General features: G+C 59.5%; 27 protein-coding genes. 13 read left to right on the forward strand and 14 right to left on the reverse strand.

Annotation, left to right across the window (positions count from 1 at the left end):
* Positions 1–4 precede the first annotated feature (4 nt).
* A complete protein-coding gene (gene mntR, locus AC2CF9_RS07365) occupies positions 5–463 on the reverse strand; it encodes a manganese-binding transcriptional regulator MntR (protein WP_150018340.1) in 459 nt (152 codons plus the stop codon).
* A 224-nt stretch (positions 464–687) separates the two neighbouring features.
* Here mntR and AC2CF9_RS07370 point away from each other — a divergent pair, with 224 nt between their 5' ends.
* Positions 688–879, forward strand: a complete 192-nt coding sequence (locus AC2CF9_RS07370) for a hypothetical protein (RefSeq protein ID WP_071669023.1) — start codon at positions 688–690, stop codon at positions 877–879.
* 138 nt (positions 880–1017) lie between these two features.
* On the opposite strand, the gene ompX is transcribed toward AC2CF9_RS07370, so the two are convergent.
* Positions 1018–1530 carry an outer membrane protein OmpX gene (gene ompX, locus AC2CF9_RS07375; protein WP_150018339.1) on the reverse strand — a complete coding sequence of 171 codons (513 nt, stop codon included), beginning with the start codon at positions 1528–1530 and terminating at the stop codon, positions 1018–1020.
* A gap of 369 nt (positions 1531–1899) precedes the next feature.
* On the opposite strand from ompX, the gene rhtA reads away from it, so the two are divergent.
* From rhtA to glnQ, 5 genes are all read left to right on the forward strand, one after another.
* On the forward strand, positions 1900–2790 hold the full coding sequence (gene rhtA / locus AC2CF9_RS07380; protein ID WP_150018338.1) for a threonine/homoserine exporter RhtA: 891 nt from the start codon (positions 1900–1902) through the stop codon (positions 2788–2790).
* Between the two features lie 304 nt (positions 2791–3094).
* Entirely contained in the window at positions 3095–3598 is a 504-nt protein-coding gene (dps, locus tag AC2CF9_RS07385; protein WP_039383410.1) for a DNA starvation/stationary phase protection protein Dps, read from the forward strand.
* 306 nt (positions 3599–3904) lie between these two features.
* Positions 3905–4651 carry a glutamine ABC transporter substrate-binding protein GlnH gene (gene glnH / locus AC2CF9_RS07390; RefSeq protein ID WP_094111980.1) on the forward strand — a complete coding sequence of 249 codons (747 nt, stop codon included), beginning with the start codon at positions 3905–3907 and terminating at the stop codon, positions 4649–4651.
* Between the two features lie 86 nt (positions 4652–4737).
* Complete coding sequence (gene glnP, locus AC2CF9_RS07395; RefSeq protein WP_039383407.1) at positions 4738–5397, forward strand: glutamine ABC transporter permease GlnP; 660 nt, start codon at positions 4738–4740, stop codon at positions 5395–5397.
* Positions 5394–6116 carry a glutamine ABC transporter ATP-binding protein GlnQ gene (glnQ, locus tag AC2CF9_RS07400; protein WP_150018337.1) on the forward strand — a complete coding sequence of 241 codons (723 nt, stop codon included), beginning with the start codon at positions 5394–5396 and terminating at the stop codon, positions 6114–6116. Before glnP ends, glnQ begins: the two co-directional genes overlap by 4 nt.
* A gap of 66 nt (positions 6117–6182) precedes the next feature.
* On the opposite strand, the gene rlmF is transcribed toward glnQ, so the two are convergent.
* Positions 6183–7106 carry a 23S rRNA (adenine(1618)-N(6))-methyltransferase RlmF gene (gene rlmF, locus AC2CF9_RS07405; RefSeq protein WP_150018336.1) on the reverse strand — a complete coding sequence of 308 codons (924 nt, stop codon included), beginning with the start codon at positions 7104–7106 and terminating at the stop codon, positions 6183–6185.
* Between the two features lie 162 nt (positions 7107–7268).
* Between rlmF and AC2CF9_RS07410 the strand changes: the two genes are divergently transcribed.
* Positions 7269–7895 carry a flavin reductase family protein gene (locus AC2CF9_RS07410; protein ID WP_484556662.1) on the forward strand — a complete coding sequence of 209 codons (627 nt, stop codon included), beginning with the start codon at positions 7269–7271 and terminating at the stop codon, positions 7893–7895.
* 4 nt (positions 7896–7899) lie between these two features.
* Here AC2CF9_RS07410 and hutG read toward each other — a convergent pair whose 3' ends face one another.
* Together hutG and hutI are read right to left on the reverse strand one after the other, a co-directional pair.
* The gene (gene hutG, locus AC2CF9_RS07415; RefSeq protein WP_484556663.1) at positions 7900–8685 is read right to left on the reverse strand and encodes an N-formylglutamate deformylase; all 786 of its coding nucleotides are present in this window, start codon (positions 8683–8685) and stop codon (positions 7900–7902) included.
* Positions 8682–9899 carry an imidazolonepropionase gene (gene hutI, locus AC2CF9_RS07420; RefSeq protein WP_484556664.1) on the reverse strand — a complete coding sequence of 406 codons (1218 nt, stop codon included), beginning with the start codon at positions 9897–9899 and terminating at the stop codon, positions 8682–8684. Before hutI ends, hutG begins: the two co-directional genes overlap by 4 nt.
* Before the next feature lie 85 nt (positions 9900–9984).
* On the opposite strand from hutI, the gene AC2CF9_RS07425 reads away from it, so the two are divergent.
* Positions 9985–11340, forward strand: coding sequence for a formimidoylglutamate deiminase (locus tag AC2CF9_RS07425; RefSeq protein WP_484556665.1), 1356 nt, complete (start codon positions 9985–9987; stop codon positions 11338–11340).
* Positions 11337–11879 carry a HutD/Ves family protein gene (locus tag AC2CF9_RS07430; protein ID WP_484556666.1) on the forward strand — a complete coding sequence of 181 codons (543 nt, stop codon included), beginning with the start codon at positions 11337–11339 and terminating at the stop codon, positions 11877–11879. Before AC2CF9_RS07425 ends, AC2CF9_RS07430 begins: the two co-directional genes overlap by 4 nt.
* On the opposite strand, the gene hutC is transcribed toward AC2CF9_RS07430, so the two are convergent.
* On the reverse strand, positions 11863–12618 hold the full coding sequence (gene hutC, locus AC2CF9_RS07435; protein WP_039383392.1) for a histidine utilization transcriptional repressor HutC: 756 nt from the start codon (positions 12616–12618) through the stop codon (positions 11863–11865). The genes AC2CF9_RS07430 and hutC overlap by 17 nt on opposite strands.
* Before the next feature lie 319 nt (positions 12619–12937).
* On the opposite strand from hutC, the gene hutH reads away from it, so the two are divergent.
* The 3 genes from hutH (at position 12938) to AC2CF9_RS07450 (ending at position 17515) form a co-directional block, all read left to right on the forward strand.
* Positions 12938–14491 (forward strand): histidine ammonia-lyase, encoded by a 1554-nt coding sequence (hutH, locus tag AC2CF9_RS07440; RefSeq protein ID WP_484556667.1) that lies wholly within the window; start codon positions 12938–12940, stop codon positions 14489–14491.
* A gap of 10 nt (positions 14492–14501) precedes the next feature.
* Positions 14502–16187, forward strand: a complete 1686-nt coding sequence (gene hutU / locus AC2CF9_RS07445; protein ID WP_484556668.1) for a urocanate hydratase — start codon at positions 14502–14504, stop codon at positions 16185–16187.
* A gap of 170 nt (positions 16188–16357) precedes the next feature.
* On the forward strand, positions 16358–17515 hold the full coding sequence (locus AC2CF9_RS07450; protein WP_484556669.1) for a M20 aminoacylase family protein: 1158 nt from the start codon (positions 16358–16360) through the stop codon (positions 17513–17515).
* Positions 17516–17565: 50 nt separating this feature from the next.
* Here the strand turns inward: AC2CF9_RS07450 and ybiB are convergent, their stop codons facing one another.
* The 4 genes from ybiB to AC2CF9_RS07470 all read right to left on the reverse strand — a co-directional run bounded on the left by ybiB (position 17566) and on the right by AC2CF9_RS07470 (position 21909).
* Positions 17566–18534 (reverse strand): DNA-binding protein YbiB, encoded by a 969-nt coding sequence (gene ybiB, locus AC2CF9_RS07455; protein ID WP_150018327.1) that lies wholly within the window; start codon positions 18532–18534, stop codon positions 17566–17568.
* 71 nt (positions 18535–18605) lie between these two features.
* Positions 18606–20741 (reverse strand): ATP-dependent DNA helicase DinG, encoded by a 2136-nt coding sequence (gene dinG / locus AC2CF9_RS07460; RefSeq protein WP_484556670.1) that lies wholly within the window; start codon positions 20739–20741, stop codon positions 18606–18608.
* 92 nt (positions 20742–20833) lie between these two features.
* A complete protein-coding gene (locus AC2CF9_RS07465) occupies positions 20834–21349 on the reverse strand; it encodes a GNAT family N-acetyltransferase (RefSeq protein ID WP_150018325.1) in 516 nt (171 codons plus the stop codon).
* The gene (locus tag AC2CF9_RS07470) at positions 21346–21909 is read right to left on the reverse strand and encodes a helix-turn-helix domain-containing protein (protein WP_484556671.1); all 564 of its coding nucleotides are present in this window, start codon (positions 21907–21909) and stop codon (positions 21346–21348) included. Before AC2CF9_RS07470 ends, AC2CF9_RS07465 begins: the two co-directional genes overlap by 4 nt.
* A 151-nt stretch (positions 21910–22060) precedes the next feature.
* Here AC2CF9_RS07470 and AC2CF9_RS07475 point away from each other — a divergent pair, with 151 nt between their 5' ends.
* Complete coding sequence (locus AC2CF9_RS07475) at positions 22061–22795, forward strand: MerR family transcriptional regulator (RefSeq protein ID WP_039385767.1); 735 nt, start codon at positions 22061–22063, stop codon at positions 22793–22795.
* 169 nt (positions 22796–22964) lie between these two features.
* On the opposite strand, the gene AC2CF9_RS07480 is transcribed toward AC2CF9_RS07475, so the two are convergent.
* Genes AC2CF9_RS07480 through osmF form a run of 4 tightly spaced genes read right to left on the reverse strand, consistent with a single transcriptional unit; the run spans position 22965 to position 26702 of the window.
* Positions 22965–23699: an ABC transporter permease gene (locus AC2CF9_RS07480; protein WP_484556672.1), complete on the reverse strand. Its 735-nt coding sequence runs from the start codon at positions 23697–23699 to the stop codon at positions 22965–22967.
* Positions 23696–24631 (reverse strand): ABC transporter ATP-binding protein, encoded by a 936-nt coding sequence (locus AC2CF9_RS07485; protein ID WP_484556673.1) that lies wholly within the window; start codon positions 24629–24631, stop codon positions 23696–23698. Before AC2CF9_RS07485 ends, AC2CF9_RS07480 begins: the two co-directional genes overlap by 4 nt.
* Positions 24624–25790 (reverse strand): ABC transporter permease, encoded by a 1167-nt coding sequence (locus AC2CF9_RS07490; protein WP_484556674.1) that lies wholly within the window; start codon positions 25788–25790, stop codon positions 24624–24626. The genes AC2CF9_RS07485 and AC2CF9_RS07490 overlap by 8 nt, the downstream gene beginning before the upstream one ends.
* 3 nt (positions 25791–25793) lie before the next feature.
* Positions 25794–26702: a glycine betaine ABC transporter substrate-binding protein OsmF gene (gene osmF, locus AC2CF9_RS07495; RefSeq protein WP_484556675.1), complete on the reverse strand. Its 909-nt coding sequence runs from the start codon at positions 26700–26702 to the stop codon at positions 25794–25796.
* Between the last annotated feature and the right edge of the window lie 40 nt (positions 26703–26742).

Here is a 26742-nt window from a genome sequence, read left to right on the forward strand (position 1 = left end):
TAAGTTAACGGTTCTCATAAAATTTCTGAAAGACGGCCAGGGTTTCGTCGCTGACGTGATGCTCCAGCCCTTCAGAGTCGCGGCGCGCGGTCTCCGGGCTGACGCCTAATGCCAGCAAAAACGTTTCAACGATATGGTGGCGAACGCGGCTCGCCTCTGCGAGTTTTTCACCTTCCGGCGTCAGGAATACGCCACGATAGGGCACCTGCTCTACCAGGCCGGTGGTGCTCAGACGCTTCAGCATTTTTGCCACGGTAGGCTGCGATACGCCGAGGCGCGCCGCCATATCTACCTGACGCGCCTCACCAAATTCACGAATGAGATCGGAGATCAGCTCGACGTAATCATCAATCAGTTCACGACGATGAGCTTCGCGCACCTGACGAAAGCCTTCAACATGCTCCTCAATATCCTTAAGCGGCCCCTGAGGGGTATTGATGGCACTTTTCGCACGACGACTCATTAAGCTTCCTCTTTATTATCTGCCGCACCTTACCTGCCGTGCGGACTGGCTGCGCTCATTGTAAACCAGGCGCAAATAAGCACAAATTTTTCATGAATAGTGTTGGCTAAAGAGTATAGCCAATGCTATCTTTGTACATGATGTAAGCGAAAAGCGTGAAAAGGCAGCAATGTCCGGTACGCACCAGCGCTTACGCATCATCTGTTATTCATGGGGAGGTGAAGATGAGCACCCTGAAAAACTGCCTTGATTGCGGCAAGTGCCCGCAAGCCGCTCAGCGCAAGCCCGCTTTTGATATCAAATCGCTGCTCTGCCTGTTCAGCCGCTCGCCCTTTGCGCTCCGCCTGATGCTGCTGGAAAAGCTCGCAGGCAAAAAGTGTGAACGCCCGTGCAACCAGATTATCTGGCGCGGCTGAAAGCCCGCAAGGCTACTGCTTAACCCGCCTGATGGCGGGTTTTTGTTTTTCTGCCCTGCTGTACCGGCATCCTCTTCAGGCAAAAAAAAACGGCCCCCTGCGGGACCGTTTCATGTGCAACTCTGGTCTAAGCTGAACTTAGAAGCTGTAGCCGACGCCAGCGATCCAGGTGCCTACGTCAACGTTGCGGATGCGGCTCTGCTCGTAGCCCACGTCCAGTGCAACGTTTTCAATTGGGTTGAACTGCAGACCTGCGCCATAAGCGATGCCTACGTCGCTGCTGTCAGATTTAGACTGACCGGCAGATTCGTTCTGCTGGAATTTACCGTAGCCGATACCTACAACGCCGTAGATGCTCGCCCAGTCGTTCAGACGGTAAGCCGGGCCGCCGGTGAAGCCGTAGTACTGGCCTTTGTTGTAAAAGCCATCTTCAGTACGATCTTTTTCGGTGTAGGTGAAAGAACCGATCCAGCCCAGTGGGTTGGAACCGTCTTCGTAGCGGTATTTCAGGTTGAAGCCGTTAGCTTTGTTAGCAACGCCCTGATAATCGCTCTGTGCGTAACCGCCAGAAACGGTGCTCTGTGCCATGGCTGAGCCAGCAGAAACTGCCAGTACACAAGCCAGTGCTGAAAGACATGCAATTTTTTTCATAACCACCTCAAATGTGAAAATACTTCTCTCCTGACAACGCTAAAAATATAACAAAAGTCAGGGAGAAACTCTGCCCGGATTTTGTTGTCCAAGAGATTGTTTGGTGTAACAGAAAGTTAATGAAGTTTCCTATGTCATTCATTTTACTTATAAAATGCGTCGGTAATTAGTTCAATAATTCTGCGAACAAAAAATGCCTTTAAGTAAATTCCTAAAGTAATCTGACAATTCTTTACAAAATTGGCCCTGTAAACGGCTCTTTTTTAGCCATTTTCTGAAGGGTAACTGGCCTTATTTTTTCCCGTCAGCCTGCATTTGCTTTAAGCTACTCTCCTTCTCTCACCCCTCATTTCCGGAATCGACAACAGGATGTCTGCGCCTCTTTCCCGTAAAAATAGCTTTCCCGTATGGCTGCCCATTGTGATTTTGCTTGTCGCTATGATGTCGCTGCAGGGTGGCGCCTCGCTGGCAAAATCGCTGTTTGACGTCGCGGGCGCGCCTGGCATCACTGCGCTGCGTCTCGGACTCGGTACGCTGCTGCTTTGTCTCTTCTTTAAACCCTGGCGTTTGCGCTTTACTCCGGCACAGCGTAAACCGCTGCTGATATATGGCCTGGCGCTCGGCTGTATGAACTTTCTGTTTTACCTCGCCCTGCGGACAATCCCGCTGGGTGTGGGCGTGGCCCTGGAGTTTCTCGGTCCGCTGGCGCTGGCGCTGGCAGGCGCACGCCGGCTGCTTGATTTTCTCTGGATAGCACTGGCGGTCGCCGGACTCTGGTTTCTGCTGCCAATCGGTGACGGCATCAGCCATATTGATCCGCTCGGCGCACTGCTGGCAGTAGGCGCCGGCGTCTGCTGGGCCATTTATATTCTTTCCGGACAGCGTGCCGGCGCGGAGCACGGCCCGGCAACCGTGGCAATGGGCTCGCTTATCGCTTCCGTTATCTTTGTGCCGCTGGGACTGCTGTTTGCCTCGCCCGGCATCTGGCACTGGGAGATTCTGCCGCTGGCGCTGCTGATCGCGCTGCTCTCCAGCGCCATTCCCTATTCACTGGAGATGGTTGCCATGACCCGCCTGCCGGCACGGATCTTTGGCACGCTGATGAGCCTCGAACCTGCTGTAGCCGCCCTTTCCGGCATGCTGTTTCTGGGTGAACAGCTCACCCTGCCGCAGTGGTCAGGACTGCTGGCGATTATCACCGCGTCGGCAGGCACCACGCTGACCATGCGCCAGAAAGCCCGTCTGAAAGAAGTCACCTGAATTACGCTTAATTATCGCTGTCCATCGCAGCCTGTTATTTCAGCAGGCTGCGCCGGCATCCGGAATCATTATCATTCCTTATTGCATTGCCGGGCCGTTATTATTTTGTCACATTGATAACATCTTTCAGTCATATATAATAAACATATGATTATTAAGAATTAATGCATGATCTAATCCGCAGCGCTGCATGATGTCTTTATCTATCTCTGCTATCGGCCAGATCGCTTCAGCATATTTTATAACAGCTGCTATACTTATTTCCGTGCTTGATTAGGACAACATCAATTAGAGGACATAAATGATGAGTACCGCAAAACTGGTTAAAAACAACGCTTCCGATCTGATTTACACCCGCAATGATGTGGCTGACAGCGAAAAGAAAGCCACCATTGAGGTGCTCAACCGTCTGGTTGTGGAATTCATTGACCTGTCCCTGATCACCAAACAGGCGCACTGGAACATGCGTGGCGCAAACTTCATTGGCGTACATGAAATGCTGGATGGTTTCCGTGCCGCAATCACCGAACATCAGGACACCATCGCCGAGCGCGTTATTCAGCTGGGTGGTGTGGCGCTGGGCACCACGCAGGTCGTGAATGATAAAACGCCGCTGCAGAGCTATCCGCTGAACATTCACAGCGTTCAGGATCACCTGAAAGCGCTGGCCGATCGCTATGCCATTGTGGCTAACGATACCCGCAAAGCGATCACCGAAGTCAAAGATGAAGACACTGCCGATATCTTTACCGCAGCGTCCCGTGACCTCGACAAGTTCCTGTGGTTTATCGAAGCCAATATCGAATAACTATCAGAGGCGGGGTTAACCCGCCTTTTTTATTGCCTCAGCTCCGCTTTTTTGACCCTGTTAACACTTCTTTCATCGCACCCTTTCCTTGTCATCATCCTGATGCACACTGTGGCCGCACCAAAAATGTCGTATGCACCATAATAGTGCCCACTAATGGTGCAAATGATCATTTTTCTGCAAAATCGTGTCAGCTAATAGCCCTGCCATCAGTAATTTCGGGCTGTTATTAAAGTTGGCATAGTTTTTTCATATGACAGCCGTAGTGCAGGCCATCAGGTCTGCAGAGCAATAAAGGATAAAATGATGAAGTCTTTGTTTAACGTCTCTGTGGCCGCGCTGGCGCTGGCCTTTTCTCTTTCTTCTACTGCCGCAGATAAAAAACTGATTGTCGCAACCGACACCGCATTTGTTCCTTTTGAATTTAAGCAGGGCGACAAATATGTGGGTTTTGATATCGACCTGTGGGATGCGGTAGCAAAAGAGCTGAAGCTCGATTACACCCTGAAACCCATGGATTTCAGCGGGATTATTCCGGCTCTGCAAACCAAAAATGTTGATCTGGCCCTGGCCGGTATTACCATTACTGACGAACGCAAAAAAGCTATCGACTTCTCTGATGGCTACTATAAAAGCGGTCTGCTGGTGATGGTGCGCAATAACGAAAACGATATCAAAGGCATTGACGACCTCAACGGCAAAACCGTTGCAGTGAAAAGCGGGACCGGTTCGGTCGACTACGCTAAAGCGCATATCAAAACCAAAGATTTACGTCAGTTCCCGAATATCGATAACGCCTATATGGAGCTGGGAACCAATCGCGCCGACGCCGTGCTGCACGATACGCCAAATATTCTCTACTTTATCAATACCGCCGGCAAAGGCCGTTTCAAAGCGGTTGGCGAGTCAATTGAAGCTCAGCAGTATGGTGTGGCGCTGCCAAAAGGCAGTGATGAACTGCGTGACAAAATCAACGGCGCGCTGAAAACGCTGCGCGACAACGGTACGTACAACACAATCTATAAAAAATGGTTCGGTACTGAGCCAAAATAATGCCTGCATAAGCGGGCTTATGCAGCAGGGCGCCCTTTGCGCCCTGCTTTTACCTTTTCCATTGCAACATATTCCGGAGTAACACCATGGAGTTTGACTGGAGCGTCATCTGGCCAGCCCTGCCGATTCTGATCGAAGGCGCCAAAATGACCCTGCTGATTTCCGTTCTTGGTCTGATAGGCGGCCTGATTATCGGCCTGGTAGCTGGCTTTGCCCGCGCCTACGGTGGCTGGATCACCAATAACGTCGCGCTGGTATTTATTGAGCTGATCCGCGGCACGCCCATTGTTGTACAGGTCATGTTTATCTACTTTGCGCTGCCAATGGCTTTTCCCGATCTGCGCATCGATCCTTTCACGGCGGCAGTCGTGACCATCATGATCAACTCAGGCGCCTATATTGCTGAGATTACGCGCGGCGCCGTACTCTCTATCAACAAAGGGTTTCGTGAAGCGGGACTGGCGTTAGGCCTGTCACGCCGCGAGACCCTGCGCTATGTGATTATGCCGCTGGCGCTGCGCCGTATGCTGCCGCCGCTGGGCAACCAGTGGATTGTCAGTATTAAAGATACCTCGCTGTTTATTGTTATCGGCGTGGCGGAACTGACGCGACAGGGTCAGGAGATTATTGCCGGTAACTTCCGTGCGCTGGAGATCTGGAGCGCGGTTGCCATTATCTATCTGATTATTACGCTGGTGTTGAGCTTTGTGCTGCGCCGTATTGAGAAAAGGGTGAAAATCCTGTGATTGAATTTAAAAACGTCTCTAAAAATTTCGGTCAGACGCAGGTTCTGCACGACATCAATCTGAAAATTAATCAGGGCGAAGTGGTAGTAATTATCGGTCCTTCCGGCTCCGGTAAATCAACGCTGCTGCGCTGTATCAACAAACTGGAAGAGATCACCAGCGGCGAACTGATTGTGGACGGCATGAAAGTCAACGATCCGAAAGTGGATGAGCGGCTGATCCGTCAGGAAGCGGGCATGGTGTTTCAGCAGTTTCATCTGTTTCCGCAGATGAGCGCGCTGGACAACGTTGCCTTTGGTCCGATTCGCGTCCGCGGCGCGAAAAAAGAGGAGGCCCACAGGCTGGCGCGCGAGCTGCTGGGCAAAGTGGGCCTGGCGGAACGGGCGCATCATTTTCCGGCTGAGCTCTCCGGCGGTCAGCAGCAGCGCGTGGCCATTGCGCGGGCGCTGGCCGTGAAGCCAAAAATGATGCTGTTTGATGAGCCGACGTCAGCGCTCGATCCGGAGCTGCGTCATGAAGTCCTGAAAGTGATGCAGGATCTGGCCGAGGAAGGCATGACAATGGTGATCGTCACGCATGAAGTGGGTTTTGCACAGAAAGTCGCGTCGCGTCTGATCTTCATTGATAAAGGTACGATTGCAGAAGATGGCGATCCGGATACCCTGATCACCACGCCGCCAAGCGAACGCCTGCGCGAGTTTCTGCAGCACGTTTCCTGACGCGCTGCGCGCGCTGAAAAAGGCCGCACCGGGTAACCGGGCGGCCTTTTTTATCAGATAATACGCTTAGCGCTTCATCCGCTGCGCGCGGGTGGCGGGCGTCATAAAGCTCCAGGCAAGGAAGCGGCTCTGTTTCTGACCCTGCGCCATATTGACGATGCGCACCTCACAGGCTTCCGCCGCAAGCCGATCGCGCAGCGCCGGTAAGTTCTCTTTTCGCGAAACCAGCGACGTAAACCAGACAATGCTGCTGCCCTGCGCGACGCTCTCATCGATCATACTGCCGATAAACGCCAGCTCGCCCCCTTCACACCACAGCTCATTCTGCTGACCGCCAAAATTGAGCGGCGCGTTCTGCTTCAGTCCCAGGTTGCGTACTTTGCGCTGGCTGCCGGCTGCGGCATCAGCTGCCGATGCGTGAAACGGCGGATTACACATGACGGCATGGTAGCGCTCATTTTTATGGATCACGCCGCTGAAAATCGCCTGCGGCTGCTTCTGGCGGCGCAGGCGTACCGCACGCTGCAGGCCGGGGTTAGCCGCCACAATCTGGCTGGCGGCGGTAATCGCCTCAGCGCTGGTATCCGTTCCGGTAAAACGCCAGCCATATTCGGCGTGACCAATCAGGGGATAAATGCAGTTGGCACCGCAGCCAATATCCATGATGTCCAGATCGCGCGGGATCGCGCCGCCGTTATCACCCGCCAGCAGATCGGCCAGCGCATGAACGTAATCAGCACGCCCTGGTACCGGCGGCGTCAGATACCCTTCCGGCAGCTGCCAGTTAAGGTTATAAAAGCGCTTCAGCAGCGCCTGATTAAGCAGCATTACCGCCTGCGGATCGGCGAAATCGATCGACTGCTCGCCGTGTCCGTTAGGACGAACCTTCGGCGCGAGCGGCGGATGCGCGGCAATCAGCGCAGGAAAATCGTAACGCCCCTGATGGCGATTACGCGGATGAAAGGGCGCACTGGCGGCTGGCTTATTCATAGTCTCTCCGGAAAGTAAGGCGGGCGTAAGATACTCCGGCTGCCGCCAGCGCACAATCCGCTTACCGCAATTTTACGTTTACACCAGACTCTCTGCGAACCCTTTTTCCTGCAACGCACGCCGCCTGCCGCGACGTGCCTTCACCCTGACTCAGGAGTTTTTATGACGCGCCATCGCTACAGCTACCAGCCCCGGACCGGACACGGCCTGCCCCACGATCCGCTGAACGCCATTATCGGTCCGCGCCCGATTGGCTGGATCAGCTCCCGGAGCCGCAGCGGTCAGGACAATCTTGCGCCATACAGCTTTTTTAACTGCTTTAATTACCAGCCTCCGATCATCGGCTTTGCCAGCAGCGGCTGGAAAGATAGCGTGCAGAACATCAGCGAAAACAAGGTGTTTGTCTGGAATCTGGCCACGCGTCCGCTGGCGGAAGCGATGAACGAAAGCTCCGCTTCGGTCAGCAGTGATGAGTTCGCGCTCGCGGGCCTGACGCCGGTTGCCGCTTCCCATATCGACTGCAACATGGTGGCAGAGAGCCCGGTTAACTTTGAGTGTCGCCTGACGCAGCTCATCCGGCTGCAGGATGCGCAGGGCGGAGAGCTGGAGAGCTGGCTGGTGCTGGGTGAAGCGGTTGCCATTCATATTGATGAGGCCCTGCTGGAGGATGGCATTTACCAGACCGCCAGAGCGCAGCCGATTCTGCGCGCCGGCGGGCCTTCTGCCTATTACGGCATCAGTGAGGCGCAGCGTTTTGATCTGGTTCGCCCGGACGCGCGTAAGCGGTAAGCGTTTAACGCTTTCCTGCCGCCAGCAGCGCGCCGATCAGCTGCTGCAGCACCGGCTGCAGCTGTGAGGCGCGCGCTGGCTGCCAGGCAAAAGGCAGCGACTCATCCATATAGTTGTGCTGCGCCAGCTCCAGCTGTACCGCCTCGACGCCCTGCGCCGGCTGACCATAGGCGCGCGTAATATAACCGCCTTTAAAACGGCCATTCAGTACCCAGCTATAGCGCTGCTGAGCGCTGCACACCTGCCCCAGCGCGTCGCTCACCGCCGCTGAGCAGCTGGCGCCATCGCTGGTTCCCAGGTTCAGATCGGGCAGCACGCCGCTGAACAGCCGGGGCACCCGTGAAGCGATAGAGTGCGCATCAAACAGCAGCGCATAGCCATATTGCGCTTTCAGGCGCGCCAGCTCCTGCTGCAGCTGCTGGTGATAGGGCTGCCAGAGGGTCTGCAGATAGCGCTGACGCGTCGCCCGATCCGGCGTCATGCCCGGTTTAAACACCGGCGTGCCGTCAAACAGCGTATCTGGCCAGAGTCCGGTAGTGGCAGTGGTATAGAGCGGCCGGTCGTCAGGCGGCCGGTTGAGATCGATAACGAAACGGGAATAGTGCCCGGTCAGCACGCTGGCGCCGATATCCTGCGCAAAATCGTACAGCTGCGGCAGATGCCAGTCGGTGTCTGGCAGCGGGCGCGCTGCGTCGCTCAGCCCCGCCTCAACCTCCGGCGTAAGCTGCGTACCGGCATGCGGTATTGAGATCAGCAGCGGCAGCCTGCCCGGTGTAAAATCAAAGCTCATTGTGCTTCTCCACGATAGATAACCCGGCACGGCAGTTCGCCGCCCAGCCAGTAAGCCAGCTCGCCCGGACGCGTCAGCGGCCAGTGAACAAAGCTGGCGACTTTACCCGCCTCCAGTGAGCCGTGCGTCTGCTGCAGACCCAGCGCCTTCGCGCCCCACAGCGTCACCCCCGCCAGCGCCTCCTCCGGCGTCATGCCAAACAGCGTACAGCCCATATTCATCATCAGCCGCAGTGAAAGCGCGGGTGATGTCCCTGGATTGGCGTCGCTGGCGAGCGCCATCGGGACGCCGTAGCGGCGGAACAGGGCGACCGGTGGCCGCTGCGTTTCGCGCAGCAGGTAGAACGCGCCCGGCAACAGCACAGCAACGGTGCCATGCTCTGCCATCGCGCGGACATCCTCCTCGCTGGCGTACTCCAGATGGTCAGCGGAGAGCGCGCCATAGCGTGCGGCCAGCGCCGCCCCGCCCTGCGCCGAGAGCTGCTCAGCGTGCAGTTTGACCGGCAGATCCAGCGCGCGCGCCGCATCAAACACCGCGCTGACCTGCGCAGGCGACAGCGCCAGATGTTCACAGAACGCATCCACCGCATCCGCCAGTCCCTCCTCTTTTACCCGCGGCAGCAGCCGCTGGCAGATAATATCGATCCAGCCTGACGGATTGTCCTGAAACGCCGGCGGGATCGCATGTGCGGCCAGGCAGGTTGCGATGACATCAGCCGGCACGCCGGCTGCCAGCTGGCGTATGGCACGCAGCATTTTCAGCTCGCTCTCTTCATCCAGCCCGTAACCCGATTTGATTTCTACCGTGGTGACGCCCTCTGCCAGCAGATGCGCCAGCCGCCCGCGCGCTGACGCCACCAGCGCCTCCTGTGAGGCGGACCGCGTGGCGCGTACCGTGGCGAAAATGCCGCCGCCCTGCGCAGCAATTTCTGCATAACTGGCACCGTTCAGGCGCTGCTCAAATTCCGCACTGCGATCGCCGGCGAACAGCAGATGCGTATGGCAATCCACCAGCCCCGGCGTAATGATGCCGCCGCTGAACCGATGACGCTGACGCGGCGCAAACGCCGGCAGTTCACTGCGCGCCCCGACCCATATCAGCACGCCGTTATCCACGGCCAGCGCGCCATCGGTGATGATGTTGTAGCGCCCGTCGCGCAGCGTAACGATATCTGCGCCCAGCCACAGGCTGTCGATCTGCTTCGCGTCTCTCATGCCCTGTTCCCTGCGTGCGGGCGATTTACACGCCCGGTTAAAGTATGTATATGTATATACAACTTTCCAGCCTGAAGGATCAACCATGACCACCTATTTTGCCCCGTGCGCTCAGCTGGCAGATGGCTGGCACAGCCACGTTACGCTGGAGGTCAGCGACGCCGGTTTTATCACCCGCGTTACGCCAGAGAGCGCGCCGGGCGCTGCCATACCGCTGGCGGGGGCTGTTATTCCCGCCATGACCAACCTGCACTCGCACGCCTTTCAGCGCGCGATGGCAGGACTGGCCGAAGTGGCGGGCGATCCGCAGGAGAGCTTCTGGACCTGGCGCGAGCTGATGTATCGCATGGTGGCGCGGCTGACGCCACAGCAGGTAGGCGACATCGCGACCTGGCTCTACATTGAGCTGCTGAAAGGGGGCTACAGTCAGGTTGCTGAGTTTCACTATCTGCATCACGATCCGCAGGGCCAGCCCTATCCCGATGATGCCATGCTGCAGCAGCTGATGCTGGCCGCTGAGCGCACCGGCATCGGCCAGACGCTGCTGCCGGTGCTTTACAGCTACAGCGGTTTTGGCGCACAGCCCGCCAGCGCCGGACAGCGTCGTTTTATCCAGCAGACCGGCGCTTATCTGCAGCAGCTGCAGCGCGTGGCCGCGGCCTGCGCAGATAAACCGCTGCTGAACTACGGCGTCTGCTTTCATTCGCTGCGTGCGGTCAGCGAAGCGCAGATGCACGACGTGCTGACCGCCGCGCCAGACGATCTGCCGGTCCATATCCACATTGCCGAGCAGGAAAAAGAGGTCAGCGACAGCCTGGCGTGGAGCGGTGAGCGTCCCATCGCCTGGCTGATGCGCCGCTTTAACGTTGATGCACGCTGGTGCCTGATCCACGCCACCCATCCGGATGAGAGCGAGCTGCAGCAGCTCGCCGCGAGCGGTGCCGTTGCGGGATTATGCCCGACGACTGAAGCTAACCTCGGCGACGGTATTTTTCCGGCGAGTGCCTATATTGCCCGGGGCGGACGCTGGGGGATCGGCTCTGACAGCCACGTCTCGGTCAGCGCCCGTGAGGAGCTGCGCTGGCTGGAGTACGGGCAGCGGCTGCGCGACAGGCGGCGTAACCGTCTTGCGCTGCCTCAGCAGCCGTCGGTGGGCGATCTGCTGTGGCAGCAGGCCGCGGCCGGGGGTGCTCAGGCGTGCGGCATCCGCAGCGGCGTACTGGCACCCGGCCTGCGCGCCGACTGGCTGGTACTGCGCGACGACCCGCTGCTCAGCGCAACCCCTTCCGATGCGCTGCTCAATCGCTGGCTGTTTGCCGGCGCGCGCAGCGGGATCCGCGATACGTTTGTCGCCGGCCGGCAGGTGATCGCTGACGGCCGGCATGCCGAAGAGGCGCAGGCGGCCATCCGCGTGGCCGACGCGCTGCGGGCGCTGCAGTGATCCGCCGCTTTTGCTACGACGCGCTGCCGGTCAGCCGCTGGCGCAACGGCGGCGGCGAGACGCGCGAAATCGTCAGCTTTCCCCCCGGCGCGGCGGACTTCGCCTGGCGCGCCAGCATCGCCACGCTTGACGCCAGCGGCCCTTTTTCGCTGTTTCCTGGCGTAGATCGGGTGATTACCCTGCTGCAGGGCGACAGCCCGCTGCTGCAGAGCGGCGGGCTGTCGCACCGGCTGCAGCCCTGTCAGCCGTGGCGCTTTGCCGGAGAAGCTCCGGTGCAGGCGACGGTGCACGGCCGCTGCAGCGATTTCAATATCATGACCCGCCGCGACAGCTGGCGGGCGGAGGTCAGCATCCTGCAGCAGGCACCGCAGCAGAGCCGGCACGGCGTGGCGTATGTGTTAGCCGGTGCGTGGCAGTACGCCTCCGGTGAGATCCTGATCCAGTCGCAGGGCATCTGGTGGCTGGATGAGGCGCTGACGCTGACGCCGCAAAGCCGCGATGCCCGGCTGCTCTGGTGCCGGCTCAGCCATGTCCTTTAAAACGACCCAGCAGCTTATAGCGCGAGCCAGGATAGAGCAGCCGCGCATAGGTCACAATCTTACTGTCGCTCCACGTCTGCCGCCGAATCAATAAACAGGGTTCATGCTCCTCCAGCGCGAGATGCCTGCGCTGGCGCAAATCGGGCAGTACCGCCTCAACAATATGCTCGCCGGCGGTCAGCGGCGCGACCCGCATCAGATAGGTATAAGGGGTAACGCTGTGATAATCCTGCTTAAGGTAGTCCGGCGCCATCTGCGGGTTCACCAGGCGATCTTCCAGCTGTACCGGCAGATCGTTTTCGTAATGCACCATCAGCGAATGAAATAACGGCTGACCGGTGCGCATGCCCAGCAGCGCCGCCTGCTCCGGATCCGCCCGCCCCTGCGTCAGGGTCAGGATCTGGCAGCGGTGCTGATGACCGCGCTGCGCAATCTCATCCGCAATATTATGCACTTCCAGCATCGCCGTGTAGCCTTTCATCTCCGCGACAAAGGTGCCCACTCCCTGCATACGCAGCAGGTAGCCCTCGGCGGTGAGTTCACGCAGCGCGCGGTTGATGGTCATCCGGCTCACGCCCAGCTCGCTGACCAGCTCGCTTTCAGAGGGCACGCGCTGCCTGGCTTTCCACTCTCCCGCGCGGATCTGACTGATAATCGCCTGTTTAACACGCTGGTAAATCGGTGCCGGTTCATCGCCCATGGCGGCGGCTAACTGCGCCAGTGCCGTTTGCTCGGTCATCTGCTGTTCCTTTCTGCTCTGAGAAGGAAAGTTTACTGTTCCGCCCGGCAGATGTATAGACATGCAGTGGTGCAGCGCAGCAGCTGCAGGTGCAGTAGCTGCTGCTTTAGTGTGCAAAAGACTGGCTGATAAGCCTGCCTGCCCGCAGTGCGGCATGTTTCACAAATCACAGTGAAACTGGCATAGCGCTTGCTACTTGTATAGACAGGAATAACAAACCTGTGCTTCACTCGGTTTACCGCGGGCGAAGTAACCTGACGTATGACGTCAAGAAGCATGACGTTCCCCCGCCACTTACTTGTATATACAGGAGTAGATCATGTCGCATGCACTGCAGGAAATCTGCCTGGAACCCGGTGAGGTAGATCTCGCGACCCTGCGCACTATCTATCAGCAGCCGGTGACGTTACAGCTGACGCCAGCGGCGCGCAGTGCTATTCACCGCGCCCATGCGACCGTCGACGATATCGTTGCGTCCGGCAGCGTGGTGTATGGCATCAATACCGGCTTTGGCAAGCTGGCACAAACGCAAATCCCCGCTGCCCGCCTGGCTGAGCTGCAGCGTAACCTGGTGCTGTCGCACAGCGTTGGTCTCGGCGATCTGCTGCCGGATAACGTCACGCGTCTGGTGGTCGCCAGCAAGATTATCAGTCTGGCGCGCGGTCATTCCGGCGTCCGTATTGAGCTGGTAGACGCCCTGCTGGCGCTGTTTAACGTCGGCGTTATGCCCTGTATCCCCGCTAAAGGCTCCGTGGGCGCATCGGGCGATCTGGCTCCGCTGGCACACCTGTCGCTGATGCTGCTGGGTGAAGGCGAGGTGCGCATTGCCGGTGAACGACTGCCGGCAACGGAAGGCCTGGCGCGCGCCGGGCTGACGCCGGTTCTGCTCGGGCCAAAAGAGGGGCTGGCGCTGCTGAACGGGACCCAGGTCTCAACTGCTCTGGCGCTGCGCGGCCTGTTTGAAGCGGAAAATCTCTTTGCCGCCGCACTGATGGCGGGCGCGCTCTCGCTGGAGGCGATTAAAGGCTCGGTTAAACCCTATGATGCGCGCATTCATCAGGCGCGCGGCCAGCCTGGCCAGATCGCTGTCGCCGCCGCCGTCAGCTCGCTGCTCAGCGGCAGCGGGATCCTGCAGTCGCACACTCACTGCGGACGGGTTCAGGATCCCTACTCTGTTCGCTGTGTGCCGCAGGTCATGGGCGCCTGCCTTGATAATCTCAGCCACGCCGCGCGCGTCCTGCAGATTGAGGCCAATGCCGCCTCGGATAACCCGCTGGTTTTCAGCGACAGCGGTGAAGTGATCTCCGGGGGCAACTTCCACGCCGAGCCGGTGGCGTTTGCGGCTGATATTATCGCACTCGCCGTAGCCGAAACAGGCGCTATCTCCGAGCGCCGTCTGGCGCTGCTGCTCGACAGCACTCTCTCCGGCCTGCCGCCTTTCCTGGTGCAGGATGGCGGCGTCAACTCCGGCTTTATGATTGCCCAGGTGACCGCTGCCGCGCTGGCATCAGAAAACAAATCGCTGGCGCACCCTGCCAGCGTAGACAGCCTGCCTACGTCAGCGAATCAGGAAGATCACGTCTCTATGGCCACCTATGCAGCACGCCGTCTCGGAGAGATGTGTTTTAACACCGCTGCGGTGGTCGGCATTGAAGCGATGGCCGCCGCCCAGGGCATTGAGTTTCACCGGCCGCTGCAGAGTTCGGCCACCCTTGAACAGGAGATGCAGCGCATCCGCAGCAGGGTGGCGTTTCTTGCCAGCGACCGCCTGCTGGCACCCGATATTGAAGCGATGCGTCTGTGGGCTGCGGGTACGCAGTGGCCCGACGCGCTAATAACGTTGCTGCCGAGCCAGCGCCAGAACCAGCACTGAGGAGTGAATCATGAGCGAAACCCTGACGCAGGCCGTGGCCCGCGAAATCCGTGCCCCGCATGGCAGTGAACTGCACTGCGCTAACTGGCTTATCGAAGCGGCCTGGCGCATGATCCAGAATAACCTCGATCCCGATGTCGCCGAGCGCCCGGACGATCTGGTGGTCTACGGCGGCATCGGTAAAGCCGCACGTAACTGGTCCTGTTTTGAGCAGATCCTGCGCTCGCTGCGCCTGCTGCAGCCGGATGAGACGCTGCTGATCCAGTCCGGTAAACCGGTGGGCGTGTTTCGCACCCATGCCGATGCACCGCGCGTGCTGCTGGCTAACTCTAACCTGGTACCGCACTGGGCCAGCTGGGATCACTTTCATGAGCTCGATCGCGCCGGCCTGATGATGTATGGCCAGATGACCGCCGGCTCATGGATCTACATTGGCGCCCAGGGCATTGTGCAGGGAACGTTTGAGACCTTCGCCGAAGCGGGCCGGCAGCACTATAACGGCGATCTTGCCGGCCGCTGGATCCTCACCGCGGGCCTCGGCGGCATGGGCGGCGCACAGCCGCTGGCCGGGGTGCTGGCGGGTGCCTGCGTATTAGCGATTGAGTGTCAGGAGTCGCGCATCGATTTTCGCCTGCGCACCCGCTATCTCGATCACAAAGCGCGCACGCTGGATGAGGCGCTGGCGCTGATTGAACAGGCCACGGCGGCAAAAGAGGCGATCTCTGTCGGCCTGCTGGGTAATGCGGCGGAGATCCTGCCGGAGCTGGTAAAGCGCGCCCGCGCCGGCGGCATACGCCCCGATATCGTGACCGATCAGACTTCTGCGCACGATCCAGTCAACGGCTATCTGCCGCAGGGCTGGGAGGTGGCACGCTGGCAGGCGGAGCGCCAGCGCAATCCCAAAGGCGTTGAACAGGCAGCGCGCGCCTCCATGGCAGTGCACGTCCGGGCCATGCTCGATTTTCACCATATGGGCGTGCCGACCGTGGACTACGGCAATAATATCCGGCAGGTGGCGCTGGACGAGGGGGTCAGCAACGCTTTTGACTTCCCAGGCTTTGTTCCCGCCTATATACGACCGCTGTTCTGCGAGGGTAAAGGTCCGTTCCGCTGGGTAGCGCTCTCGGGCGATCCGGAAGACATTTATAAAACGGACGCAAAATTGAAGTCGCTGTTTCCGGATAACCTCAATCTGCATCGCTGGCTCGATATGGCGCAGGCGCGTATCGCTTTTCAGGGCCTGCCCGCCCGTATCTGCTGGCTCGGACTGGGCGAGCGCCATCTGGCCGCGCTGGCATTCAACGAGATGGTACGCAGCGGCGAGCTGAGAGCGCCGGTGGTGATTGGCCGCGATCATCTCGACTGCGGTTCGGTGGCATCGCCTAACCGCGAAACGGAAGCGATGCGCGATGGCTCGGACGCGGTCTCTGACTGGCCGCTGCTTAACGCGCTGCTGAATACGGCTGGCGGCGCCACCTGGGTCAGCCTGCATCATGGCGGCGGTGTCGGTATGGGTTTTTCCCAGCACGCCGGCGTCGTGATTGTCTGTGACGGTACGCCTGAAGCGGATGCACGCCTGGCGCGCGTCTTGTGGAATGACCCCGCCACCGGAGTTATGCGCCATGCCGATGCCGGCTACGAGCAGGCGCAGGCGTGCGCCGTGCGGCACGGGCTGAACCTGCCGATGCTGACGTAACGGCCGGTTACGCAGGGAAGCGTAGCCGCTGCCGGTCGGGGTTTTATATTCCACAAGGATATAATCTATAGCCAAATTATTCCTTTTAGCGATAGACGCTCCGGCGACATATCACTACAGTGATGACTTATCCCCTGCGCTGGCGCGCGTTGCAAACGGAGCCCTCTGCTATGAGTCTGCCTGCTCTCCTGCTGGAAAATGCCCTTAACTGGCGTCATCAGTTACATCAACTGCCTGAGCTGGGCTATCAGGAACAGCAGACCAGCGAGCTGGTCGCCCGCGTACTGGAGCAGGCAGGGCTTCAGGTATTCCGCGGCATAGCGGGCACCGGCGTCATTGGTACGCTGGAGAACGGTCCGGGACCGGTGATTGGGCTGCGCGCTGATATGGATGCGCTGCCGATTACGGAGAAAGGCAGCGCGGCGTGGAAATCGACCCGGCCCGGCGTCATGCACGCCTGCGGTCACGACGGCCATACCGCCATTCTGCTGGCCGCTGCCTGCCAGCTCGCTGCCACGCGCGATTTCAGCGGTACCGTCCACTTTCTGTTTCAGCCCGCCGAAGAGAACCTCGGCGGCGCACGCCGCATGACAGAAGAAGGTCTTTTCTCGCGCTTCCCTATGGATGCCGTCTATGCGATGCACAACTGGCCCGGATTGCCGCTCGGCACGCTGGCGGTGAATCCGGGAGCGATGATGGCGTCGCTCGACTCCTTTGAGATCACCCTTTCCGGCCGCAGCTGTCATGCAGCCATGCCGGAAAGCGGTGCCGATCCGATGGTCGTGGCGGCTGAGCTGGTGCTGGCGCTGCAGACCATCCCTTCACGCCGCCTTTCACCGCTGGCGTCCGCCGTGGTGAGCGTGACGCAGATCCACGGCGGCGAGGCGATTAACGTCATCCCGGAGCAGATCACGCTGCGCGGCACGGTACGCTGCCTGCAGCCGGAGGTGCGCGAGCGGGTGCGCGGTCTGATTGAAGAGTTTGTGACCGCACTGCCGCGGCCGTTTGGCGTCAGCGGTGACATTCACTGGTATCCCGGCTATCCGGTGACCGCGAATCACCCTGCCCCGGCACAACAGGTGCGCGAGGTGGCGGAGCAGATGCTGGGTGACGCGCAGGTAAAATGGGCGTGCAGCCCGTCGATGGCGTCAGAAGATTTCGCCTGTATGCTGGAAGCCTGCCCGGGCGCCTACTTCTGGCTGGGCGCCGACGGCGAGGTGCCTTCTGCGCCGCTGCACAACGCCAGCTACGACTTTAATGATGCGCTGCTGCCGGTGGGGATCGCTTTCTGGCAGAAGCTGGTGGAGAGCGTACTGGCGAAACGCTGAGCGGCTACCGTCCGGTAAACCGGGTGCGCAGCACGCCCTGCGCACCGCGCTTACATGCCCGCCTGCTGCAGCCTGATCTCAGCAGCAGATAAATTTGCCGCTTCACCCGTTGCCACCAGGCAGCAGGCGAGCTGCAGCCGCAGCGACTGCGGCACGGCACGCGTGCCGTTCAGCACCTCATCACTCCAGCGCGCGGTGGTTTCAGCCTGTTTGTTTTCCGGCAGCGCTTCCACACGTTCCGGCTGCCGCTCAACCCAGATCTGCGCCTCAGCCGCCGCGCCAGCAATATAGTTGATCGCCGGGCAGCGCAGCGGACTGGCATACACCTCACCTTCCGTGCCGTTGAGCAGAATAGCGGGCGCATCTATCGCCTGGAAAAATGCGCCGACGCGCGGCACATATTCAGGATGCGACACGCTGGCAAGACGCAGCGCGGCGCGTTCGGCAAACGGGGTGGCCAGCTTTGCCAGCGTATGCGCACTGTTGCGCACGCCCATCCGCCAGCGCAGCGCCAGCTGTCTGGCCACAGGCGGGCAGAGGTTATCAATGGTGATAAACGCCAGCTCGCCGTTATCCAGCGCCGCCTGCGCCTGTGCGGCGGTCGTTACCGCCGCGATGCCTGACGCGGCAAGCACCGCTTCACTGGTTACACGCGTGGCGTCTTCGCTGACGCCGTGCAGCAGCACCGGAAAGCCCAGCTTTACCAGCAGCCGCGCCAGCAGCGGCGTCAGATTACCCTGCCGGCGCGCGCCGTTATAGCTGGGGATCACAATCGGCATGGGCCGGCCAGCCGGTGCCTGCAGCCGCAGCATACGCTGCTGCATGGCGTGGTAGAAACCGCGCATCTCCGCTTCGCCTTCGCCTTTAATCCGCAGCGCAATCAGGATCGCGCCCAGCTCCAGCTCCGGCACTTCCTCTGCCAGCATGGCGCTGTAAAGCGCCACCGCACTGTCGAAATCGATATCGCGCGCATGATTTTTACCGCGCCCAATCTCTTTAATAATTTTATTCAGTTCCATAAATTCGCTTCCTGCTCTCTGGGCGCGCCGTAATACGACGGCCGGAACGAGTAGCCGCTCAGCGCGGCTACTCAGGCTTTTCGTTTGCGCCTGGCGCTTTTTTTCTCTTCCGGCACCGCAGGCTGCTCGATCGGAAACACCGGCAGCGCCGCCAGCAGCCGGCTGCCGTAGCTTTTACTGAGCAGACGGCGATCGTAAATCACAATCTCACCAAAACAGTGATGGCTGCGGATCAGTCGCCCGACCTGCTGTATCAGCGTAAACGAGGCGCTGGGCAGGCTCTGGACTTCAAACGGATAGCGGCGCAGGCTTTTCAGCCACTCGCCTTCGGTCAAAATTACCGGACTGTCTACCGGCGGAAAAGCGATTTTGTGAATATGCACCTGTGACAGCAGATCGCCTTTAAGATCGAGCCCTTCAGCAAACGACTGCAGGCCTACCAGAATGCTGCTGTTTCCTGCGGCCACCCGTTCGCGATGCAGCGTCACCAGCCGGGAGCGCGGCTGATCGCCCTGCACCAGCATTGCGAGACGCAGCTCCGGCAGCTGCGCAACAAACTGCTGCATCGCCCGTCCGCTGGCAAATAGCACCAGCACGCCTTTATGTTCCCCTTCCGCCATCTGCTGGCGGAAAAAGCGCGCCATTTCGGTGATGTGCTCAGCTTCATTTGCCAGCAGCGGCTCATAGCGCATCTGCGGGATCACCAGCTTGCCCTGGTCGACATGATTAAACGGGGAGTCCAGCGCCACGAAACGATCGCCCGCTTTCTCACTCAGTCCCGACATCTCCTGCAGGCGGCTGAAGCTGCTGAGCGAACGCAGCGTGGCTGATGTCACGACCACATGCGGAATTTTACGCCACAGCAGCTTTTCCAGCTGGTCACTGACGCGGATCCCGGCACAGTGAAACAGCAGGTGCGCCTGCCCCTCGCGCAGCTCACGCGTTACCCATTTAGAGACCGGCGCGTTTGAGGCTTTTTCCATCGCGGCCAGCCGCCAGAGTTTGCTGATGGCTTCAAACCAGCCAAAGTGCCGGTTGAGCTGCAGAATCGCTTTATGCAGGCGCATAATATCCGCCTTACCGGTCTGCTCGCCCAGCTCATTCAGCAGCCCTTCACTCAGACCGCGCAGCGCGTCGCTGAGCTTAAACAGCCGCGCGCAGAGCGTGAGCAGCGTTTCCGGCAGCTCTCCCAGCACAAAACGAAACTCACCCGGCTGATTATCGGGCGGCAGCAGCGGATTGAGCGCCTGACTCAGCGTTTGCAGTAGCTCACGCATCTCTTCACAGTGCTGTTTAAGCCGTTCAGGATTGGCCAGCGGCGGGGGCGATTTGGGCCGGAACTGTGCCATGATCGTCTCCACCAGCCGTATGAAGAGATCGAGCTGCAGCCCGCTCCAGCCTGGCGTAATCTCGGCGCTCATCTCCAGCGCGTCACGCGCCACTTCCGGCAGATGGTGGCCCTCATCCAGTACCAGCATCAGATGCTTTGCCGGCGGCAGCACCGACTCATTCTCCATGGCTGCCATCACCAGCGCATGGTTAGCGACGACGACGTCAGCCTGCTCAATCTCGCGCCGGGCGACAAAAAAGGGACATTCACGATACCAGCGGCAGTGGTGAGCCAGACAGTTGGCTTTATCGGTCGAGAGGCGCCGCCACAGGCTGTCATCGATCGCCTTCTCCGCGTGATCGCGCAGGCCATCCCATGTATGGCGGCTGAGATCTTTCTCCAGCCCGGAACAGATTTTCTGCTCCTCTTTTGAGCCGGTCACCGCCTCTTCATCCAGATAGAACAGCAGGTCGCCCTGCTGATCGTCGCTGGCGGCCAGCGCGGCCAGATTACGCGGGCAGACATAGCGCCCGCGGCCGAAGGCTGCCGTAAAGGTGAGATCGGGGATGATCTTTTTCAGCAGCGGGAGATCTTTGGTAAAAATCTGATCCTGCAGCGCCACGTTAGCTGTGCTGATCACCAGCCGTTTTTCATCGGCACGGCTTACCGCAATGCCGGGGATCAGATAAGAGAGCGTTTTACCCACGCCGGTAGGGGCTTCAATAGCCAGATGGCGCCCCTCATCGCCCGCCAGACTTTTTGCCACTTCGGCGATCATCTGGCGCTGCGGCGCGCGCGGGATAAAGTCAGGAACCTGCTGCTGCAGCGCCTTATACCATTGCGCAATCTGGCTTTTAATCGCTGCTGTCAGAGCCATAATTATTACTGTTGAGTTAATCCGGCCTGTATTTTTACACAGTAATCTGGCAGCGTCAGCCTCAGCGCATCTTTTTTCGCTCCCGCTGACTGTTACAACAGTTTGTACATCAGGGTGGTCGCCTCCATGAGCCCTTCCGTTGAGCAGGCATAGTGCGGTATCTCTCCGGCAACCTGCCAGCCCAGAGAGAGATAGAGCCGGCTGGCCGCGTCTCCGCTGCGGGTATCCAGCACCAGCAGCGTTTTTTTCTGCGCCCGGGCCAGCTCTTCCGCCTGCAGCATTAGCTGACGCGCAATGCCCTGCCGTCGCTGCTGCGGGTGCACCAGCAGCTTGCTGATTTCTGCGCGGTGATAACCGTTAGGCATCGGACTGCCGCTCAGCGTTACGGTCGCCACCGGAATCTGATCCTGCCAGGCCACCAGCAAAATATGGCTTCCATCTGCCAGCGCAGCGGCTCTCGCCTGCCAGAAGCGCTCTATAACCTCCCGATCGCCGGCGTCGGTAAACCCCACGCTGGCACCGTCTGCAACACAGGCCTGCAGCAGATCGCTCAGCGGAGCGATAGCGTGTGCTGCGCTGGCAGCCGTAAGCTGAGAAAACGCGATCATGGTTTGCATACCGCCAGAATATAGCGGGCGCCCGCTTGCGCATCGGCGCTGAAGGCGGAGCGTCCCGTCAGGTGAAAACGCAGGCAATCGCCGGCAGCCAGCGTCCAGCGCTGCTGCTCCATCACGATCGTTAAGCCGCCGCTCTGCAGCCAGATATGCTGCTCAAGCCCCTGAAGAGGAGGCGTGTCATAATAAATATGTGCGCCTGGCGGGAGTACCCCTTCAATCAATTCTGTTTTAAACTGCCTTGCAGGAGGAGAAAGGGTGCGACGCTGAAAGCCGCTATCGGGATCGCGCCAGCGGGTTTGCTGGTCAGCTTTTATCAGCAGCAGCGTCTCATCTTCGACCTCCTGCAGCAAACGTGACATTGTCACGCCATAGGCATGACATAACCGGTTAAGTAATGCGGCGGTAGGACTGGTCTCAGCGCGTTCAATGCGCGACAATGAGGCCCGGCTGATGCCCGTAGCCTGAGCGAGTTCATCCAGCGACCAGCCCTGCTGTTCACGAAGCTCAGCGAGCCGCAGCGCCAGCCGGTTATCCGTTTCAGTTACTGACATAGTGCCCTCTCAGATATGAGAAATTACTCTCTTATTTGAGAATTAACCGAAAATCGGGAAAAAACTCAAGTTGTACAATAAAATAAAGATTGTACAAGGCAGCCCCGACGGTTAAGGTGTTTTTATGCAGGTCGCAATATTTGAGGACATTATGGCCTTATACAGTATCGGCGATGTTGCCGAGCGCTGTGGAATAAACCCGGTAACACTTCGCGCCTGGCAGCGACGTTACGGTCTGTTAAAGCCCCAGCGCACCGAAGGTGGTCATCGACAATTTGATGATGAAGATGTTCAGCGTATTGAAGAGATTAAACGCTGGATAGAGAGCGGCGTGCCCGTTGGTAAAGTAAAAGCGCTGCTTGAGGGTGAAACGGTCAACGTGCACGACGGCTGGACGGCGCTGCAGGAAGAGCTGATGAGCGTGCTGCGCCACGTTCGCGCGTCAAAGCTGCGCACCAAGATTGCCACCATCGGTCGTGAGCATCCGATTGATGCACTGATCGATCACGTTTTTGTTCCGGTGCGCCAGCGTCTGGGCCTCGATCAAAACACCGCCCGCACCATGTGCAGCCTGCTGGACGGCGCTATCATCGATTACGTCGCGTTTTGTCTGGCAGGTGCCCGCAAAAAACCAGGTAAAGATGCGCTGATTATCGGCTGGGCAGTGGAAGATCGCACCCGCATCTGGCTGGAAGCCTGGCGTCTGGCGCAGCACGGCTGGCGTATGGATGTGCTGGCTGAACCGCTGGATATGCCGCGTCCTGAACTCTTTCCGGGCCAGCATCTGTTTATCTGGACCGGAAAACGGCCAACGCGGCGTCAGCAGGAGCAGTTTGAGCACTGGCAGGCGCAGGGTTTTTCCATACAGATGCATGAACCGGCTTAATGTAAAACCGCACGTCAGGCCTTTTTCCTCTGCCGGGCGCGCGTTATTATGCCTGACTCACAGCATTAATCAGGTACTGCAATGAACTGGAATAAAATATTTATCGGCACGCTGTTCGCAATCATGGCGATAGGCGGTATGGGTGGCATGATGCTGGTAGGTTACAGCCTTATTCTGCATACCCGGTAAACCAGCGCTGCACCCGCTCCAGCAGCCGGTCGCAAATCAGTGCCAGCAGCGCAACCAGTATGGCTCCCTGAATGACATAGGCGGTGTTAAAGCCGCTCAGACCAATAATCACGGGCGAGCCCAGGCTGGCCGCGCCTACCGTTGACGCGATAGCTGCAGTCCCGATATTGATCATCACCGATGTGCGTATACCCGCCATCATCACCGGCGCAGCCAGCGCCAGTTCAATCTGCCAGAGGCGCCGCCACGGTCCCATGCCAAGTCCGGTTGCGATCTCCCGGTTACTGGCCGGCACGCTCTCAATACCCGCCAGCGTCCCCTGCAATACCGGCAGCACACCATACAGAAACAGCGCTACGATCGCAGGCGTTGCGCCAAATCCCATCACCGGCACGGCAATCGCTAACACCGCAACCGGCGGAATGGTCTGTCCTGCCGCAGCCAGCGTCTCCAGCGTTGGCCGGAACGCCTCGCCAGCGCGGCGCGTGGCGAAAATTGCCCCGCCCACGCCCACAATCGTTGCCAGCAGGGTGCCGCTGGCTACCAGCCAGAGATGGGCCAGCGTCAGACGCCAGAAGCTCTCCTGCTGATAGAGCGGACGCTCCAGCCGGGGAAACCACCAGGCAAACAGCGCTTCACTGTGCGGTAATCCCCACAGCAGCAGTAAAAACAGCGTAATCAGCCAGCTAAGCGGCTCGCGTAACAGGCGCTTCATTGCGCCTCCCGCGGGCGCAGCAGATCGCTGAAATGCAGCACACCCACCCGCTGCTGCTGCTGATCCACCACCGGTAAGGTATCGGTCCCGCGCGCAATAAACTGCGACAGCGCTTCACGCAGCGACAGCGTAGCAGTAATGGGCTCGGCATCAACCCATTCGCCGCGGCGCGCCATGCTGCCCGCCTGCCCCAGCGCCAGCAGCCGCACGCCCAGCTCGCTGCGGCCAAAAAAGTTGCGGACAAAGTCGCTGGCGGGCTGCGTCAGCAGCGTAACCGGCGCGCCCTGCTGCACAATCTTACCGTTATCCATCAATACCAGCTGGTCAGCCAGCATCAGCGCCTCATCAATGTCGTGCGTCACCAGCACAATGGTGCGGCCAGTGAGCCGCTGAATGCGCAGCATCTCCTGCTGCAGCGCCTGACGGTTTACCGGATCGAGCGCCCCGAAAGGCTCATCCATCAGCAGCAGTTCCGGATCGGCAGCCAGCGCGCGCGCTACCCCCACCCGCTGCTGCTGCCCGCCGGAGAGCTGATGCGGATAGCGGGTCGCCAGCCGGGGATCAAGATTCAGCAGCGCCAGCAGCTCTGCCACCCGGGCCGCAATTTTCTGCGCGGGCCAGCCCAGCAGCGATGGCACGGTGGCGATGTTTTTCGCCACGCTCCAGTGCGGGAATAAGCCGATTGACTGAATGGCGTAGCCGATGCGCCGGCGCAGTGCGCGGACGTTCATCTGGCCGATAGGCTCCCCCGCAAAGCGGATCTCGCCGCTGTCATGCTCCACCAGCCGGTTGATCATCTTCAGCAGGGTCGATTTGCCGGAGCCGGAGGTGCCGATCAGGACCGTAAAACTCCCCTGCCCGATCTGCAAAGAGAGATCGGAAATCGCCGTTTTACCGGCAAATTGTTTGCTCACGTTGTGAAATTCAATCATCTTTTCTCTCCAGCAGCGCGGACAGCAGCCGCAGCAGCGCATCACAGAGTACCGCCAGCGCCACTACCGGGATCACCCCCAGCAGAACCAGATCCAGCGCGCTGCTCAGCAATCCCTGAAAGACGATAGCCCCAAAGCCGCCCGCACCAATCAGCGCCGCGACGACTGCCAGACCCACGGTTTGCACCACTACCACCCGCAAACCGGCAAGCCAGACCGGCAGCGCCAGCGGCAGCTCTGCCTGCCAGAACTGCTGTCCGGAACTCATGCCCATGGCGCGTGCGGTTTCGCGTACTTCAGGCGGCACCTGCTCCAGCCCGGCGACCACGCTGCGTACCAGCGGCAGTAGCGCATAGAGCACCAGCGCAATCAGCGCCGGCGCCATACCGATACCGCTGATGCCAAAACGGCCAAGCAGGGGAAAATGCGCAGCCAGTCCGGCCAGCGGCGCGATAAGCAGCCCGAAAAGCGCCACAGAGGGAATGGTCTGGATAAGATTCAGCAGGCTGAATACCGGCCGCTGCCAGCCAGGACGTCGCGCTATGGCCAGCCCCAGCGGCACTCCCGCCAGCAGCACCGGCACCAGCGTACCGCAGACCAGCAGCAGATGCTGGCTAAAGGCCGCATGAAACGTGGTGCTGCGGCTGGCATACTCTTTCAGCAGCGCAAGCTGATCCAGCCAGCCGGTCAGTAAAAGCAGCAGCGGCAGCACGCCGGTCTGCAGATTCAGCAGAATACGCCAGACAGCCTGCCGGCTTATTGCCCTGATCGCTTCTGCTGCCAGCAGCAGGGTTAATCCGGCCGCACACCATAAACCGCTGCCAAACGCCGTGCGCGCCAGCGGTGAACTGCTGTGCGCCAGCTCGCTGGCACCGCTGCCGCCGAGGCCAATAAGCAGTGCAAACAGTCCCTGCGCGCCCAGCAGGGTTAGCAGAGCCGTACGCCGGTCCGGCGGTCCGAACAGGCTCAGCCAGAGCAGTGCGACCGGCAGCGCCAGCCAGCCGGCGTGCGCAACCTGCCACACCATCAGCGGCTCGCCCGATACCAGCCGGTTAGCCGCAAAGCGCAGAAACGGCAGCGTCAGCAGCGTTAACGTGATAAGCGCTGTCAGCAGCAGCGTGACCGGCTGACGGCCGGGGCGCAACAGCAGCTGTCGCACCTTTTACAGCAACTTGTTCTGCTGCAGCCACGCGGTTGCGACCTGGCTGGCGTCCTGCCCTTCTACCGCAATCTGCGCATTAAGCTGCTGCAGCGTTTTTTCATCCAGCTTGCTGAACACCGGCTGCAGCCACTCTGCCATCTGCGGATACTGCTTGAGTACCGCTTCACGCACGACCGGCGCCGGCGCATAGATTGGCTGTACGCCTTTTGGATCGCTCAGCGTCTGCAGTCCCAGCGCCGCGACCGGGCCGTCCGTTCCATACGCCATCGCCGCATTGACGCCTGAGGTTTGCTGCGCCGCGGCTTTGATAGTGACCGCCGTATCGCCGCCTGCCAGCGAAAGCAGCTGTGACTGACTGAGTTTGAAGTTATACGCTTTTTCAAACGCCGGCAGGGCATCCCCGCGTTCAATAAACTCCGCAGAGGCAGCCAGTTTGAACGTGCCGCCCTGTTTCAGATATGCGCTGAGATCGTCAAGCGAGTTCAGCTTATGCTGCTGCGCCACGTCGCCACGCACGGCGATGGTCCAGGTGTTATTGGCGGGTGCCGGCGTCAGCCAGATAAGATGATTCTTCTCTGCATCGAGCTGTCTGACTTTCTCATAGCCCTGCTGCGCATTTTTCCACGCGCTCGCTTTTTCATCGTTAAAAAAGAAAGCGCCGTTGCCGGTATATTCCGGATAGATATCCAGCTCGCCCGCAATGATGGCACCGCGAACAACCTGCGTATTGCCGAGCTGAATTTTGTTGACGGTTTTGACCCCGTGCTTATTGAGCACCTGCAGAATAATATTGCCCAGCAGCGAACCTTCTGTATCGATCTTCGACCCGACCTTGACCGCACCGGCGGCGTGCACCGCGCCCATGCTCAGCGACAGGGCAATCAGCCCCAGTAACCCCTGTTTAATCATGATGTTTTCCTTATGCCCTGTTTAGCACCTGGTGATAAAC

It is taken from the genome of Pantoea sp. SYBGC1 (genome assembly GCF_057197005.1).

What these genes read in the sequence shown, in the direction of transcription:
- mntR (WP_150018340.1), bottom strand. Translation starts at nt 463, where the DNA reads ATGAGTCGTCGTGCGAAAAGTGCCATCAATACCCCTCAGGGGCCGCTT.
- AC2CF9_RS07370 (WP_071669023.1), top strand. Translation starts at nt 688, where the DNA reads ATGAGCACCCTGAAAAACTGCCTTGATTGCGGCAAGTGCCCGCAAGCC.
- ompX (WP_150018339.1), bottom strand. Translation starts at nt 1,530, where the DNA reads ATGAAAAAAATTGCATGTCTTTCAGCACTGGCTTGTGTACTGGCAGTT.
- rhtA (WP_150018338.1), top strand. Translation starts at nt 1,900, where the DNA reads ATGTCTGCGCCTCTTTCCCGTAAAAATAGCTTTCCCGTATGGCTGCCC.
- dps (WP_039383410.1), top strand. Translation starts at nt 3,095, where the DNA reads ATGAGTACCGCAAAACTGGTTAAAAACAACGCTTCCGATCTGATTTAC.
- glnH (WP_094111980.1), top strand. Translation starts at nt 3,905, where the DNA reads ATGAAGTCTTTGTTTAACGTCTCTGTGGCCGCGCTGGCGCTGGCCTTT.
- glnP (WP_039383407.1), top strand. Translation starts at nt 4,738, where the DNA reads ATGGAGTTTGACTGGAGCGTCATCTGGCCAGCCCTGCCGATTCTGATC.
- rlmF (WP_150018336.1), bottom strand. Translation starts at nt 7,106, where the DNA reads ATGAATAAGCCAGCCGCCAGTGCGCCCTTTCATCCGCGTAATCGCCAT.
- AC2CF9_RS07410 (WP_484556662.1), top strand. Translation starts at nt 7,269, where the DNA reads ATGACGCGCCATCGCTACAGCTACCAGCCCCGGACCGGACACGGCCTG.
- hutG (WP_484556663.1), bottom strand. Translation starts at nt 8,685, where the DNA reads ATGAGCTTTGATTTTACACCGGGCAGGCTGCCGCTGCTGATCTCAATA.
- hutI (WP_484556664.1), bottom strand. Translation starts at nt 9,899, where the DNA reads ATGAGAGACGCGAAGCAGATCGACAGCCTGTGGCTGGGCGCAGATATC.
- AC2CF9_RS07425 (WP_484556665.1), top strand. Translation starts at nt 9,985, where the DNA reads ATGACCACCTATTTTGCCCCGTGCGCTCAGCTGGCAGATGGCTGGCAC.
- hutC (WP_039383392.1), bottom strand. Translation starts at nt 12,618, where the DNA reads ATGACCGAGCAAACGGCACTGGCGCAGTTAGCCGCCGCCATGGGCGAT.
- hutH (WP_484556667.1), top strand. Translation starts at nt 12,938, where the DNA reads ATGTCGCATGCACTGCAGGAAATCTGCCTGGAACCCGGTGAGGTAGAT.
- hutU (WP_484556668.1), top strand. Translation starts at nt 14,502, where the DNA reads ATGAGCGAAACCCTGACGCAGGCCGTGGCCCGCGAAATCCGTGCCCCG.
- AC2CF9_RS07450 (WP_484556669.1), top strand. Translation starts at nt 16,358, where the DNA reads ATGAGTCTGCCTGCTCTCCTGCTGGAAAATGCCCTTAACTGGCGTCAT.
- ybiB (WP_150018327.1), bottom strand. Translation starts at nt 18,534, where the DNA reads ATGGAACTGAATAAAATTATTAAAGAGATTGGGCGCGGTAAAAATCAT.
- dinG (WP_484556670.1), bottom strand. Translation starts at nt 20,741, where the DNA reads ATGGCTCTGACAGCAGCGATTAAAAGCCAGATTGCGCAATGGTATAAG.
- AC2CF9_RS07465 (WP_150018325.1), bottom strand. Translation starts at nt 21,349, where the DNA reads ATGATCGCGTTTTCTCAGCTTACGGCTGCCAGCGCAGCACACGCTATC.
- AC2CF9_RS07470 (WP_484556671.1), bottom strand. Translation starts at nt 21,909, where the DNA reads ATGTCAGTAACTGAAACGGATAACCGGCTGGCGCTGCGGCTCGCTGAG.
- AC2CF9_RS07475 (WP_039385767.1), top strand. Translation starts at nt 22,061, where the DNA reads ATGGCCTTATACAGTATCGGCGATGTTGCCGAGCGCTGTGGAATAAAC.
- AC2CF9_RS07480 (WP_484556672.1), bottom strand. Translation starts at nt 23,699, where the DNA reads ATGAAGCGCCTGTTACGCGAGCCGCTTAGCTGGCTGATTACGCTGTTT.
- AC2CF9_RS07485 (WP_484556673.1), bottom strand. Translation starts at nt 24,631, where the DNA reads ATGATTGAATTTCACAACGTGAGCAAACAATTTGCCGGTAAAACGGCG.
- osmF (WP_484556675.1), bottom strand. Translation starts at nt 26,702, where the DNA reads ATGATTAAACAGGGGTTACTGGGGCTGATTGCCCTGTCGCTGAGCATG.